Consider the following 13,794-nt stretch of genomic DNA (forward strand, 5'->3'; position numbering starts at 1 on the left):
GGGAGCGGGCATTACCTGCCCCACTCCCCTTCGCGTCACGTGTTATTCGGTTTCCAGATCGATATCGATACCGAGCGAACGGATCTCTTTGATCAACACGTTGAAGGACTCGGGCATGCCCGGCTCCATACGGTGATCGCCATCCACGATGTTCTTGTACATCTTGGTACGGCCGTTCACGTCGTCCGACTTCACTGTGAGCATTTCTTGCAGGGTGTATGCCGCGCCGTATGCTTCCAGCGCCCACACTTCCATCTCCCCGAAACGCTGACCACCGAACTGCGCCTTACCACCCAGCGGCTGCTGGGTAACCAGGCTGTAGGAACCAGTGGAACGCGCGTGCATCTTGTCGTCCACCAAGTGGTTCAGCTTGAGCATGTACATGTAACCAACGGTCACAGGACGCTCGAACTTGTTGCCGGTACGGCCGTCGAACAGCACCATCTGGCCGCTTTCTGGCAGGTCTGCCAGTTTCAGCATGGCCTTGATCTCACGCTCCTTGGCACCGTCGAAGACTGGGGTGGCCATAGGCACGCCTTTCTTCAGGTTGTTCGCCAGGGCGATGATCTCTTCGTCGGTGAACTCTTCCAGGTTCTCCTGACGACCACCGATCTCGTTGTAGATCTCGGTGAGGAAGGTGCGCAGTTCAGCGGCTTTGCGCTGCTCTTCGATCATCCGGTCGATCTTCTCGCCCAGGCCCTTGGCCGCGAGGCCCAGGTGGGTTTCGAGGATCTGACCGACGTTCATACGCGAAGGTACGCCCAGCGGGTTCAGTACGACGTCGACCGGAGTACCGTTGGCGTCGTGCGGCATGTCTTCGACCGGCATGATCACCGAGACGACACCCTTGTTACCGTGACGACCGGCCATCTTGTCACCCGGCTGGATGCGACGGCGGATTGCCAGGTAGACCTTGACGATCTTCAGTACGCCTGGAGCCAGGTCATCGCCCTGCTGCAGCTTGCGCTTCTTGTCTTCGAACTTGTCGTCCAGCAGACGGCGACGGTCGACGATGTACTGCTGAGCCTTTTCCAGCTGCTCGTTCAGTGCATCTTCGGCCATGCGCAGCTTGAACCACTGGCCATGCTCCAGACCGTCCAGCACTTCGTCAGTGATCACGGTGCCTTTCTTCAGGCCCGCGCCACCGTCGACCACCTGGCCGTTCAGGGCAGAACGCAGACGCTCGAAGGTTGCGCCTTCAACGATGCGGAACTCTTCGTTGAGGTCCTTGCGGATCTCGTCCAGCTGCATCTTCTCGATGGCCAGGGCGCGGCTGTCGCGCTCGACGCCATCACGGGTGAAGACCTGTACGTCGATGACGGTACCCTTGGTGCCGGTCGGCACGCGCAGGGAGGTGTCCTTAACGTCGCTGGCCTTCTCACCGAAGATCGCGCGCAGCAGTTTTTCTTCTGGGGTCAGCTGGGTTTCGCCTTTTGGCGTGACCTTGCCGACCAGAATGTCGCCAGCGCCAACTTCGGCACCCACGTAGACGATACCGGCTTCGTCCAGCTTGTTCAGCGCAGCTTCACCGACGTTCGGGATGTCCGCGGTGATTTCCTCTGGGCCAAGCTTGGTGTCACGGGCCACACAGGTCAGTTCCTGGATGTGGATCGTGGTGAAGCGGTCTTCCTGAACCACACGCTCGGACAGGCAGATGGAGTCTTCGAAGTTGAAGCCGTTCCACGCCATGAACGCGATGCGCATGTTCTGACCCAGCGCCAGTTCACCCATGTCGGTGGACGGGCCGTCGGCCATGATGTCGCTACGCTGAACCTTGTCACCCTTGCTCACCAGCGGACGCTGGTTGATGCAGGTGTTCTGGTTGGAACGGGTGTACTTGGTCAGGTTGTAGATGTCCACACCGGCTTCGCCGGTCTCGACTTCGTCGTCATTGACGCGAACGACGATACGGCTGGCGTCGACCGAATCGATCACACCACCGCGGCGAGCAACCACGCAGACACCGGAGTCACGGGCAACGTTGCGCTCCATGCCGGTACCTACCAGCGGCTTGTCGGCGCGCAGGGTCGGTACAGCCTGACGCTGCATGTTCGAACCCATCAATGCACGGTTGGCGTCGTCGTGCTCGAGGAACGGGATCAGCGAGGCAGCGACGGAAACAACCTGCTTCGGCGAAACGTCCATCAGGGTGACGTCTTCCGGCGCCTTGACGGTGAATTCGTTCAGGTGACGAACAGCTACCAGCTCGTCGATCAGTTGCTTCTTGTCGTTCATCGCGGCCGAAGCCTGGGCGATCACGTGATCGGCCTCTTCGATGGCGGACAGGAACACGATGTCGTCGCTGACCACGCCTTCCTTCACCACGCGGTACGGGCTTTCGAGGAAGCCGTACTGGTTGGTGCGGGCATAGGCAGCCAGGGAGTTGATCAGACCGATGTTCGGACCTTCAGGGGTCTCGATCGGGCACACGCGGCCGTAGTGGGTCGGGTGTACGTCACGGACTTCGAAGCCTGCGCGCTCACGGGTCAGACCGCCAGGGCCGAGTGCGGAGACACGGCGCTTGTGGGTGATCTCGGAGAGCGGGTTGTTCTGGTCCATGAACTGCGAGAGCTGGCTGGAACCGAAGAACTCTTTCACCGCGGCCGCAACCGGCTTGGCGTTGATCAGGTCCTGCGGCATCAGGCCTTCGCTTTCGGCCATCGACAGACGTTCCTTGACCGCGCGCTCTACACGCACCAGGCCAACACGGAACTGGTTCTCGGCCATCTCGCCGACGCAACGCACGCGACGGTTACCCAGGTGGTCGATGTCGTCGACGATGCCTTTGCCGTTACGGATATCGACCAGGGTCTTGAGAACCTCGACGATGTCTTCCTTGCTCAGCACGCCCGAACCTTCGATCTCGGTACGACCGATACGACGGTTGAACTTCATGCGGCCAACGGCGGACAGGTCGTAACGCTCGGCGCTGAAGAACAGGTTGTTGAACAGGGTCTCGGCGGCGTCCTTGGTTGGCGGCTCGCCTGGACGCATCATGCGGTAGATCTCGACCAACGCTTCCAGCTGGTTGCTGGTGGTGTCGATCTTCAGGGTATCCGAGATGAACGGACCGCAGTCGATGTCGTTGGTGTACAGGGTCTCGATGCGCACGACCTGAGCCTTGGCGATCTTGATCAGCAGATCGGTGGTCAGCTCGGTGTTGCACTCGGCCAGGATCTCGCCGGTGGCCGGATGCACGATGGCCTTGGCGGTGGTACGGCCCAGCACGTACTCCATCGGCACGTCGAGTTCTTTCACGCCAGCCTTTTCCAGCTGGTTGATGTGGCGCGCGGTAATACGGCGGCCCTGCTCGACGATGACCTTGCCGCTGCCGTCATGGATGTCCATGACCGCGACTTCACCACGCAGACGCTGCGGCACCAGCTCCAGGCTCAGTTTCTCGCCGGAGATGTGGAAGACGTTGGTGGTGTAGAAGGTGTTCAACACCTCTTCGGTGCTGTAGCCCAGCGCGCGCAGCAGTACCGAGGCCGGCAGCTTGCGGCGACGGTCGATACGCACGAACACGCAGTCCTTCGGGTCGAACTCGAAGTCCAGCCAGGAACCGCGGTAAGGGATGATGCGAGCGGAGTACAGCAGCTTGCCCGAGCTGTGGGTCTTGCCACGGTCGTGGTCGAAGAACACACCCGGCGAGCGGTGCAGCTGAGACACGATCACACGCTCGGTACCGTTGATAACGAAGGTACCGTTCTCAGTCATCAGGGGGATTTCACCCATGTAGACTTCTTGCTCTTTGATGTCCTTGATCGCTTTGTTCGACGATTCCTTGTCGAAGATGATCAGGCGCACCTTCACACGCAGCGGGACCGCGAAGGTCACACCACGCAGGACACATTCCTTCACATCGAACGCCGGCTCGCCCAGGCGATAGCCGACGTACTCCAGGGCAGCATTGCCGGAGTAGCTGATGATCGGGAATACCGATTTGAAGGCCGCATGCAGGCCGACGTCGCGGAACTGGTCCTTGGATGCTCCCGCCTGCAGGAATTCGCGATACGAATCCAGCTGGATGGCCAGGAGGTAAGGCACATCCATGACGTCCGGCAACTTGCTAAAGTCCTTGCGGATACGTTTTTTCTCAGTGTATGAGTAAGCCATCAGCATTCCCCAGCTTGGTCACCTGCTTGTTTGGCATCTCCCGGCGGGAGCAGCCGAAAATCGTGCAAACCCCTTGGTTTGCGCCACCCTCTTGGGTGTCTTGCAGCTCGTTATCGGGGCCGACCTGATCGGCCACCAATAACGGAAAAAGGCCGGTGGCATAAGCCACCAGCCATCAGCCCTTCGCTCAACGCTCGGGCTGTTGTCGCAAAGTCGAAATTACTTCAGCTCGACTTTAGCGCCAGCTTCTTCCAGCTTCTTCTTCGCGTCTTCAGCGGCTTCTTTCGAAACGCCTTCAGCGATAACCTGAGGAGCGCCGTCGACTTTCTCTTTGGCTTCTTTCAGGCCCAGACCGGTCAGTTCACGAACGGCCTTGATGACGTTGACTTTCTTGTCGCCAGCTTCGGTCAGAACGACGTTGAACTCGGTCTGCTCTTCAACAACGGCAGCAGCAGCAGCTGGGCCAGCAGCGGCAACAGCAGCGGTAACGCCGAAGGTTTCTTCCATAGCTTTGATCAGCTCAACAACTTCCAGAACGGTTTTCTGGCCGATTGCTTCGATGATTTGTTCGTTAGTCAGAGACATGACTTGAATCCTGTATTGGGGTGACAGCCTACGCAGCCATCAAATTAAACGAATGATTTTGAAAGAGTGCGCGCGCCTTAGGCGGCGGTAGCTTCTTTCTGGTCGCGAATGGCTGCCAGAGTACGAGCCAGCTTGCTGGTAGCGCCTTGGATCACGCTCATCAGCTTCGCAATAGCTTCGTCGCGGGTCGGCAGGGAAGCCAACACGTCGATCTGGTTCGCCGCAATCAAATTGCCGTCAAACGCGGCTGCCTTGATCTCGAACTTGTCCTGACCCTTGGCGAACTCCTTGAACAGACGAGCAGCAGCGCCCGGGTGTTCGTTGGAGAAAGCAATCAGGGTCGGGCCTTTGAACGCGTCGTTGAGGATCGAGTACTCGGTGCCTTCAACAGCGCGCTTGAGCAGGGTGTTACGTACGACACGCACGTATACGCCAGCTTCGCGGGCCTCTTTACGGAGTCCGGTCATTGCGCTTACAGTCACACCACGGGCATCGGCCACGACAGCGGACAGAGCGACTTTGGCAGCCTCGTTGACTTCAGCGACGATGGCCTTCTTGTCTTCGAGTTTAATTGCCACGGGTTTACTCCTGGTTTCTACCGTTTCATCTGGCCGAGGCCGGATGTCGTTTTGGTGTCTGATTCGTAAACGAATCGGGAGCACCATCTGCGTAGGCTTGTGGTTTAAGGCTTGCGCCGCCTACGGTCTTGGATAGCCCCCGCCAGGCAGGGACCCCAATTTAGTAAGCCGCTGCGACCAGGTCGCAGCGGCCGAATATTACACGTTCAGCGAGCTCTGATCGATGATCAGACCTGGGCCCATGGTGGTGCTCAGGGTAACGCGCTTGACGTAGATACCTTTCGAGGAAGCTGGCTTGATACGCTTCAGATCAGCGATCAGGGCTTCAACGTTTTCCTTCAGCTTGCCAGCTTCGAAGCCGATCTTGCCAACGGAGGTATGGATGATACCGTTCTTGTCGGTACGGTAGCGAACCTGACCAGCCTTGGCGTTTTTCACGGCAGTGGCTACGTCTGGGGTCACGGTACCCACTTTCGGGTTAGGCATCAGGCCGCGAGGACCCAGGACCTGACCCAGCTGACCCACAACGCGCATGGCATCAGGCGATGCGATGACGACGTCATAGTTCAGGTCGCCGCCTTTCATTTCGGCAGCCAGATCGTCCATACCTACGCGGTCGGCGCCGGCAGCCAGAGCAGCTTCAGCAGCTGGGCCCTGGGTGAAGACGGCAACGCGGACGGTCTTGCCAGTGCCGTGCGGCAGCACGGTAGCGCTACGAACGACCTGGTCGGATTTACGCGGATCAACACCGAGGTTGACGGCGATGTCGTAGGATTCTACGAACTTGGCAGCCGGCAGCGAAGCCAGCAGGGTTGCTGCTTCTTCGAAGTTGTAGGCCTTGCCTGCTTCGATTTTCTCGGCGATAGCCTTTTGGCGCTTGGTCAGCTTAGCCATTACACACCCTCCACGTTCAGGCCCATGCTACGGGCAGAGCCGGCGATGGTGCGCACAGCAGCATCCAGGTCAGCGGCAGTCAGATCGGCCTGTTTGGCCTTGGCGATCTCTTCCAGCTGAGCACGGGTAACGGTACCGACCTTGACGGTGTTCGGGCGAGCCGAACCACTGGCCAGGCCAGCAGCTTTCTTCAGCAGAACCGAGGCAGGTGTGCTCTTGGTCTCGAAGGTGAAGCTACGGTCGCTGTAGACAGTGATGATCACTGGAGTCGGCAGACCTGGCTCTTGACCCTGAGTACGGGCGTTGAAGGCCTTGCAGAATTCCATGATGTTCACACCGTGTTGACCCAGTGCTGGACCAACGGGTGGGCTTGGGTTGGCCTGGCCGGCCTTTACTTGCAGCTTGATGTAAGCCTGAATCTTCTTAGCCATGAGCTACTCCAAAATCGGGTACAAGCGCCAGATGGCTCCCCGTATGACTTGCGTTTTATCCCAGTGACGACAAAACCCCGCAGCACATAGGGCTGCGGGGTATGGGATGCTTCGTTCTGCTAGACCTTCTCGACCTGGCTGAACTCGAGCTCCACCGGGGTGGAGCGACCGAAAATGAGCACTGCAACCTGCAGGCGGCTCTTTTCGTAGTTAACTTCTTCGACGCTACCGTTGAAATCAGCGAAGGGACCGTCAATGACGCGAACCACTTCACCCGGCTCGAACAGCGTCTTCGGCTTCGGCTTGTCACTGCCGTCGGCAACGCGACGCAGGATGGCCTCAGCTTCTTTATCGGTGATCGGCGCAGGCTTGTCTGCGGTACCACCAATGAAACCCATGACTCGAGGGGTATCCTTGACGAGGTGCCAAGTCCCTTCGTTCATTTCCATCTGGACCAATACATAGCCCGGGAAGAATTTGCGCTCGCTCTTGCGCTTCTGGCCGTTGCGCATTTCGACGACTTCTTCGGTCGGGACCAGGATCTCGCCGAATTCGTCTTCCATGCCAGCCAGCTTGACACGCTCGATCAGGGAGCGCATGACATGCTTCTCGTAACCCGAGTAAGCATGAACAACATACCAACGCTTAGCCACGAGACACCCTTAGCCAACGATCAAGGAGACCAACCAGCCGAGCAGGGAATCAAGACCCCACAGCAGCAGCGCCATGACCAGAACAACAGCCACGACAATCAGCGTGGTCTGCGTGGTTTCTTGGCGGGTTGGCCACACGACTTTACGAATCTCGGTACGAGCTTCCTTCGCCAGCGCAAAGAACGACTTACCCTTGGCGGTCTGCAGGGCAACGAAGCCAGCGACAGCAGCCAAAGCAAGCAGGACGAGTACGCGATACAGGATCGGAGAGGCGGAGTAATATTGATTACCCACAACACCAACGACTACCAATGCGACAACAGCGAGCCACTTGAACAGATCAAAACGCGATTCTTGGGCTTCAGTTTTGGGAGTCATCGAGGAGGATCCTGTGAGAAGAAAGCCAATCACACCGAGGTGAATGGCAGGTCAGGAGGGAATCGAACCCCCAACCTACGGTTTTGGAGACCGTCGCTCTGCCAATTGAGCTACTGACCTTTAACACTGTACCAGGCCGGCCATTATACCGGCCTGATCATTTAAATCAACTACTTATTCAATAATTTTTGCTACGACGCCGGCGCCGACGGTACGACCGCCTTCACGGATGGCGAAGCGCAGACCGTCTTCCATCGCGATGGTCTTGATCAGGGTGACAGTCATCTGAATGTTGTCACCTGGCATTACCATTTCAACGCCTTCCGGCAGTTCGCAGTTACCGGTCACGTCAGTGGTACGGAAGTAGAACTGAGGACGGTAGCCTTTGAAGAACGGAGTGTGACGGCCACCTTCTTCCTTCGACAGGACGTAGACTTCTGCGGTGAACTTGGTGTGCGGCTTGACCGAACCTGGCTTGACCAGAACCTGGCCACGCTCAACGTCGTCACGCTTGGTACCACGCAGCAGGACGCCGCAGTTCTCGCCAGCACGACCTTCGTCCAGCAGCTTGCGGAACATCTCAACGCCGGTGCAGGTGGTGGTGGCAGTGTCGCGCAGACCAACGATTTCCAGCGGATCCTGAACGCGGACGATACCACGCTCGATACGGCCGGTAACAACGGTACCACGACCCGAGATCGAGAATACGTCTTCGATCGGCATCAGGAACGGCTGGTCGATGGCACGAACTGGCTCAGGAATGTAGCTATCCAGAGTCTCTACCAGCTTCTTGACAGCGGTAGTGCCCATTTCGTTGTCGTCTTTGCCTTCCAGGGCCATACGAGCCGAACCGATGATGATCGGAGTGTCGTCGCCTGGGAAGTCGTAGGTGGACAGCAGGTCGCGAACTTCCATCTCGACCAGTTCCAGCAGCTCAGCGTCGTCTACCAGGTCAGCCTTGTTCAGGAAGACCACGATGTACGGAACGCCAACCTGACGGGACAGCAGGATGTGCTCACGGGTTTGTGGCATCGGACCATCGGCGGCCGAGCAAACCAGGATCGCGCCGTCCATCTGGGCAGCACCGGTGATCATGTTCTTCACGTAGTCAGCGTGACCTGGGCAGTCAACGTGAGCGTAGTGACGAATGGTCGAGTTGTACTCGACGTGAGCAGTGTTGATGGTGATACCGCGCGCTTTTTCTTCCGGAGCCGAGTCGATCTTGTCGAACTCAACGATTGCCGAACCGAAAACTTCGGAGCAAACGCGAGTCAGCGCTGCGGTCAGAGTGGTCTTACCGTGGTCAACGTGGCCGATAGTGCCGACGTTAACGTGAGGTAGGGAACGATCAAACTTTTCCTTAGCCATCGATACATCCTCCGCAGAAGAAATAGACTTACCGCTGATAAAACAAAGGCAGATATTTTCATATCTGCCTTTGTCTATATGGAGCTCTTGAGCGGACTTGAACCGCTGACCTCACCCTTACCAAGGGTGTGCTCTACCAACTGAGCTACAAGAGCGAAACACTTTGTGCAAAACCCTGCAAACTTGGAGCGGGTAGCGGGAATCGAACCCGCATCATCAGCTTGGAAGGCTGAGGTTCTACCACTAAACTATACCCGCGGAGCTTGCGGCTCTCGCTAAAACTGGTGGAGGGAGAAGGATTCGAACCTTCGAAGCTCTCGCAACGGATTTACAGTCCGTCCCCTTTGACCGCTCGGGAATCCCTCCAGATGTGGCCGGCATTCTATTTGTCTGCCGTCCTAGTGTCAAGCGTTTTTTCAAATTTTTTCAATCAAATCTGAAACTTAGCTGCTTTGACACCGCTTCCAGCTCTACCACCTCAGTGGTGTTCCCTGTGAAGCGGGCGCCATTCTATCAAGCTATTCAGCAGTTGCAATACCTTCGCAGAAAATAATTTTGTGTTTTAAGTCTTTGAAATCCTTGGAAAGAGTCGAAAGCACTGCTGGGTCCAGCAAACGCTCGCTTTCAGGGGCTACCTTGAGCCAGAAACCATCGGCCCCCGGCAGCTGCCCCGCGACCGCCACCGCTGCGATATCAAGACTCAACAGGCGCTGACGCAACGCCTCGAGCTGCTCACGTTGCGCCAGGCCGCCGACAACCAGGCATTCGTCTCGGCGCCTGGCCGGCGCCGAGACCCCGGTTTCGCGCAGCAGGCGAATTTCCTGCTGACTGCCCTTGTAGAGCGACAGCGGCGCGACTTCCTTCACCTTGAGGGGCGCTTCCTGCTGGTGCCAGACGTAATAGAAGACGTTCAGCACGATCAATAGAAGAAACAACCAGCGCATAGGCACCTCAGTTCAATGGGCAGGCCATGGCCAGGCCAACGAATACCAGGTCCGGGACGATGCGCGCCTGGGGAGCGGCCTCGCGCACCAGAGGCGCATCACCACCAGTGAGGAACACCGTGAAGTCATCGCCCCACAGCGCCCTGGCCTGCTCGATCTGCGCGCGGGCAAAGCTTTGCAGCATCAACACGCAACCCCGCTCAACCGCCTCAACGGTAGAGCGCCCCGGGGCGAGGCTGCTCAACGCCCGCTCGGCAGAAGCGTCGTCATAACGAATGCGCCGGGTATGGGTGCGCAATTGGCTGCGCATCAACGGCATGCCCGGACATATGTAGCCGCCCAAGTGCTCGCCATCGGACGCGACAAAGTCAGCCTTGGCCGCTGTACCAAAATCGATGACCAGACAGGCACCCTTGGCCAGGTGAAAAGCGCCCAGCGCCCCCAGCCAGCGGTCCATGCCCAGGCGCTGGTAGTCGTCATAGCCATTGCGAACGCCGGCCATTTCCTGGACCGGCTGGGCAACGCTCACAGCGACCGCAAAGCGATCCTTGATCAATGCACATAATGCCGAGGTTTCTTCCTCACTGCGCACACTGACCATTCGGCTACCGACCAGAGGCAAGTCGCCGAGCCCCGCAACCGCTGCCAGTAACGCCTGGTCCGAGTCGACAATACCACCACCGGTGATGGCGGCATCGGCAGTGTGGACCACACGCCACTTTATAAAGCTGTTCCCACAATCGAGCTCAAGAATCATCACGCAACCTCAGGCTGAGCTCGCCACCGCTGAAGCTCTTTTCCACACCGTCGACCTCAAGACGCAAACCGCCCTGGCCATCCACACCCCGCGCCACCCCATCGATACGGGTAGTGCCGGCGACCAGCGACACCTTGCGCCCTTGCCACAGATGGGCCTGCTCCCACTCCTCCTGGAACGCGGCAAACCCGTAACGCCGGTGACGGGCCAGTTCACGCTGCAACTGCTGACCAAGCAAAGCCACCAAGCGGTTACGGTCGACGAGCTGGCCCGACTCGGCGCGCATCGAGGTCCATTGCTGATCGATGCCTTCACTGGCCTGCATATTCACATTGACGCCGATCCCTAGCACCACGTGGCAGACATCGGCAGGGTCGCCGACCAACTCCAGCAGGATCCCGGTGATCTTCCGTCCTTTGACCAGGACGTCGTTTGGCCATTTCAGGCCGGCATCCTTGAGACCGAACGCCTGCAATGTGCGCATCACCGCCAACCCCACCACCAGGCTCAACCCTTCCAATTGACGCATACCGCCGTCAACGCGCAGGACCAGGCTGTAATAGAGGTTTTCAGCGAACGGACTGACCCAGTGCCGACCACGCCGACCACGACCGGCACTTTGTCGCTCGGCCAACACCACGAACGGAGCAACTTGCCCAGCTGCGGCGAGCCTTAGGCCTTCGGCATTAGTGGAGTCGATGGTCTCGTGAATGAATAGCGGCCACTGCTCACCCTCGGCAAAGCTAGCGATCGCCTGCGACTCGAGCAGGTTCAACGGCGTTGCAAGCTGATAGCCGCGGCCGCGGACCTTGTGGATGGTCAGGTTCAGTTCGCTTTCGAGGTGCTGCAGCTGCTTCCAAACGGCGCTGCGGCTCACCCCAAGGGCAGCCCCCAGGGCTTCTCCGGAATGGAACCGACCATCCTTGAGGAGATTCAACAACTTCAGCATGCCAGTCTCGACTTTGAATAAGGCTGGCATGATAGCTATGGGCTGTTGGCTTGCATAGGAAAAGGGCCCGGCAACGACGGCGAGCGGCCCCTGCAGGAGCGGCCTTGTGTCGCGAAAGGGCTGCGCAGCGGCCGTAATTCAGGCGACGCGATTGTCCTGGAGGACCGAGGCTGCAGGATGGCACCGGCTGCGCCGGTGTTCGCCGGCAAGGCCGGCTCCTACAGCGATCGCCGCCCGCCTGCGGCCTGTAGGAGCCAGCCTTGCTGGCGAACCAAGCGGCGCGGTCTGCCTGGCCCCGGCCCTGCAATGGCCCCTGTAGGAGCGGCCTTGTGTCGCGATCGGGCGCGCAGCGGCCGTAATCCAGGCGACGCGATTGTCCTGGAGGACCGAGGCTGCAGGTTTTGCGGCCGCTGCGCGCCCGATCGCGACACAAGGCCGCTCCTACAAGGGCCGCACCTGCCGGGGTTTTCTGCACCACAAAGACAAAACCCCTACCTGCTCGCGCAGATAGGGGTTTTGCGAAATGAATCTTGACGATGACCTACTCTCACATGGGGAAGCCCCACACTACCATCGGCGATGCATCGTTTCACTACTGAGTTCGGGATGGGATCAGGTGGTTCCAATGCTCTATGGTCGTCAAGAAATTCGGTTGCCGTGAATGCCTTGCAGCACTCTCAGCCAATTCGGATATGTGAATTTGTGGCCCTACGAATCTTCGGGTCTTTCGTCTTCACCACCACAATCTGCGTAAGCAAATTGCTTGGGTGTTATATGGTCAAGCCTCACGGGCAATTAGTATTGGTTAGCTCAACGCCTCACAGCGCTTACACACCCAACCTATCAACGTCGTAGTCTTCGACGGCCCTTTAGGGGATTCAAGATCCCAGTGAGATCTCATCTTGAGGCAAGTTTCCCGCTTAGATGCTTTCAGCGGTTATCTCTTCCGAACATAGCTACCCGGCAATGCCACTGGCGTGACAACCGGAACACCAGAGGTTCGTCCACTCCGGTCCTCTCGTACTAGGAGCAGCCCCTCTCAAATCTCAAACGTCCACGGCAGATAGGGACCGAACTGTCTCACGACGTTCTAAACCCAGCTCGCGTACCACTTTAAATGGCGAACAGCCATACCCTTGGGACCGGCTTCAGCCCCAGGATGTGATGAGCCGACATCGAGGTGCCAAACACCGCCGTCGATATGAACTCTTGGGCGGTATCAGCCTGTTATCCCCGGAGTACCTTTTATCCGTTGAGCGATGGCCCTTCCATACAGAACCACCGGATCACTAAGACCTACTTTCGTACCTGCTCGACGTGTTTGTCTCGCAGTCAAGCGCGCTTTTGCCTTTATACTCTACGACCGATTTCCGACCGGTCTGAGCGCACCTTCGTACTCCTCCGTTACTCTTTGGGAGGAGACCGCCCCAGTCAAACTACCCACCATACACTGTCCTCGATCCGGATAACGGACCTGAGTTAGAACCTCAAGGTTGCCAGGGTGGTATTTCAAGGATGGCTCCATGAGAACTGGCGTCCCCACTTCAAAGCCTCCCACCTATCCTACACAAGCAAGCTCAAAGTCCAGTGCAAAGCTATAGTAAAGGTTCACGGGGTCTTTCCGTCTAGCCGCGGATACACTGCATCTTCACAGCGATTTCAATTTCACTGAGTCTCGGGTGGAGACAGCGCCGCCATCGTTACGCCATTCGTGCAGGTCGGAACTTACCCGACAAGGAATTTCGCTACCTTAGGACCGTTATAGTTACGGCCGCCGTTTACCGGGGCTTCGATCAAGAGCTTCGCTTGCGCTAACCCCATCAATTAACCTTCCGGCACCGGGCAGGCGTCACACCCTATACGTCCACTTTCGTGTTTGCAGAGTGCTGTGTTTTTAATAAACAGTCGCAGCGGCCTGGTATCTTCGACCGGCGTGGGCTTACGCAGCAAGTGCTTCACCCTCACCGGCGCACCTTCTCCCGAAGTTACGGTGCCATTTTGCCTAGTTCCTTCACCCGAGTTCTCTCAAGCGCCTTGGTATTCTCTACCTAACCACCTGTGTCGGTTTGGGGTACGGTTCCCAGTTATCTGAAGCTTAGGAGCTTTTCTTGGAAGCATGGCATCAACCACTTCGCGCTCTA

General features: G+C 58.1%; 11 protein-coding genes, 4 tRNA genes and 2 rRNA genes (1 of these 17 cut by a window edge). All 17 read right to left on the bottom strand.

The window, feature by feature from the left end:
• Positions 1 to 42: 42 nt before the first annotated feature.
• Positions 43 to 4,116, bottom strand: coding sequence for a DNA-directed RNA polymerase subunit beta (gene rpoB, locus KSS95_RS00625; RefSeq protein ID WP_217850661.1), 4,074 nt, complete (start codon positions 4,114 to 4,116; stop codon positions 43 to 45).
• 219 nt (positions 4,117 to 4,335) lie between these two features.
• Entirely contained in the window at positions 4,336 to 4,701 is a 366-nt protein-coding gene (rplL, locus tag KSS95_RS00630; RefSeq protein ID WP_085626169.1) for a 50S ribosomal protein L7/L12, read from the bottom strand.
• Between the two features lie 77 nt (positions 4,702 to 4,778).
• A complete protein-coding gene (rplJ, locus tag KSS95_RS00635) occupies positions 4,779 to 5,279 on the bottom strand; it encodes a 50S ribosomal protein L10 (protein ID WP_136912671.1) in 501 nt (166 codons plus the stop codon).
• Between the two features lie 198 nt (positions 5,280 to 5,477).
• The gene (gene rplA, locus KSS95_RS00640; RefSeq protein WP_028692260.1) at positions 5,478 to 6,173 is read right to left on the bottom strand and encodes a 50S ribosomal protein L1; all 696 of its coding nucleotides are present in this window, start codon (positions 6,171 to 6,173) and stop codon (positions 5,478 to 5,480) included.
• Positions 6,173 to 6,604 (bottom strand): 50S ribosomal protein L11, encoded by a 432-nt coding sequence (gene rplK / locus KSS95_RS00645; protein ID WP_217850663.1) that lies wholly within the window; start codon positions 6,602 to 6,604, stop codon positions 6,173 to 6,175. Before rplK ends, rplA begins: the two co-directional genes overlap by 1 nt.
• 119 nt (positions 6,605 to 6,723) lie before the next feature.
• Positions 6,724 to 7,257, bottom strand: coding sequence for a transcription termination/antitermination protein NusG (nusG, locus tag KSS95_RS00650; RefSeq protein WP_011531880.1), 534 nt, complete (start codon positions 7,255 to 7,257; stop codon positions 6,724 to 6,726).
• Between the two features lie 9 nt (positions 7,258 to 7,266).
• On the bottom strand, positions 7,267 to 7,635 hold the full coding sequence (gene secE / locus KSS95_RS00655) for a preprotein translocase subunit SecE (protein WP_011531879.1): 369 nt from the start codon (positions 7,633 to 7,635) through the stop codon (positions 7,267 to 7,269).
• A 44-nt stretch (positions 7,636 to 7,679) separates the two neighbouring features.
• Positions 7,680 to 7,755 (bottom strand) — tRNA-Trp (locus tag KSS95_RS00660).
• Positions 7,756 to 7,809: 54 nt separating this feature from the next.
• The gene (gene tuf, locus KSS95_RS00665; RefSeq protein WP_104960689.1) at positions 7,810 to 9,003 is read right to left on the bottom strand and encodes an elongation factor Tu; all 1,194 of its coding nucleotides are present in this window, start codon (positions 9,001 to 9,003) and stop codon (positions 7,810 to 7,812) included.
• A gap of 79 nt (positions 9,004 to 9,082) precedes the next feature.
• A tRNA-Thr gene (locus KSS95_RS00670) sits at positions 9,083 to 9,158 on the bottom strand.
• A 29-nt stretch (positions 9,159 to 9,187) separates the two neighbouring features.
• A tRNA-Gly gene (locus KSS95_RS00675) sits at positions 9,188 to 9,261 on the bottom strand.
• Positions 9,262 to 9,285: 24 nt separating this feature from the next.
• Positions 9,286 to 9,369: transfer RNA gene (locus KSS95_RS00680), tRNA-Tyr, on the bottom strand.
• 152 nt (positions 9,370 to 9,521) lie between these two features.
• Positions 9,522 to 9,947 carry a hypothetical protein gene (locus KSS95_RS00685; RefSeq protein WP_217850665.1) on the bottom strand — a complete coding sequence of 142 codons (426 nt, stop codon included), beginning with the start codon at positions 9,945 to 9,947 and terminating at the stop codon, positions 9,522 to 9,524.
• 7 nt (positions 9,948 to 9,954) lie between these two features.
• A complete protein-coding gene (locus KSS95_RS00690) occupies positions 9,955 to 10,704 on the bottom strand; it encodes a pantothenate kinase (RefSeq protein WP_217850667.1) in 750 nt (249 codons plus the stop codon).
• Positions 10,694 to 11,653, bottom strand: coding sequence for a bifunctional biotin--[acetyl-CoA-carboxylase] ligase/biotin operon repressor BirA (birA, locus tag KSS95_RS00695; protein ID WP_217850669.1), 960 nt, complete (start codon positions 11,651 to 11,653; stop codon positions 10,694 to 10,696). The genes KSS95_RS00690 and birA overlap by 11 nt, the downstream gene beginning before the upstream one ends.
• Before the next feature lie 528 nt (positions 11,654 to 12,181).
• A 5S ribosomal RNA gene (gene rrf / locus KSS95_RS00700) occupies positions 12,182 to 12,297 on the bottom strand.
• Positions 12,298 to 12,427: 130 nt separating this feature from the next.
• Positions 12,428 to 13,794 (bottom strand): 23S ribosomal RNA (locus tag KSS95_RS00705); it runs 1,526 nt beyond the window's last position.

The organism is Pseudomonas muyukensis, from assembly GCF_019139535.1.
GTDB classification, from domain to species: Bacteria; Pseudomonadota; Gammaproteobacteria; order Pseudomonadales; family Pseudomonadaceae; genus Aquipseudomonas; species Aquipseudomonas muyukensis.

What these genes read in the sequence shown, in the direction of transcription:
- rpoB (WP_217850661.1), bottom strand. Translation starts at nt 4,116, where the DNA reads ATGGCTTACTCATACACTGAGAAAAAACGTATCCGCAAGGACTTTAGC.
- rplL (WP_085626169.1), bottom strand. Translation starts at nt 4,701, where the DNA reads ATGTCTCTGACTAACGAACAAATCATCGAAGCAATCGGCCAGAAAACC.
- rplA (WP_028692260.1), bottom strand. Translation starts at nt 6,173, where the DNA reads ATGGCTAAGCTGACCAAGCGCCAAAAGGCTATCGCCGAGAAAATCGAA.
- rplK (WP_217850663.1), bottom strand. Translation starts at nt 6,604, where the DNA reads ATGGCTAAGAAGATTCAGGCTTACATCAAGCTGCAAGTAAAGGCCGGC.
- secE (WP_011531879.1), bottom strand. Translation starts at nt 7,635, where the DNA reads ATGACTCCCAAAACTGAAGCCCAAGAATCGCGTTTTGATCTGTTCAAG.
- tuf (WP_104960689.1), bottom strand. Translation starts at nt 9,003, where the DNA reads ATGGCTAAGGAAAAGTTTGATCGTTCCCTACCTCACGTTAACGTCGGC.
- KSS95_RS00685 (WP_217850665.1), bottom strand. Translation starts at nt 9,947, where the DNA reads ATGCGCTGGTTGTTTCTTCTATTGATCGTGCTGAACGTCTTCTATTAC.
- KSS95_RS00690 (WP_217850667.1), bottom strand. Translation starts at nt 10,704, where the DNA reads ATGATTCTTGAGCTCGATTGTGGGAACAGCTTTATAAAGTGGCGTGTG.
- birA (WP_217850669.1), bottom strand. Translation starts at nt 11,653, where the DNA reads ATGCTGAAGTTGTTGAATCTCCTCAAGGATGGTCGGTTCCATTCCGGA.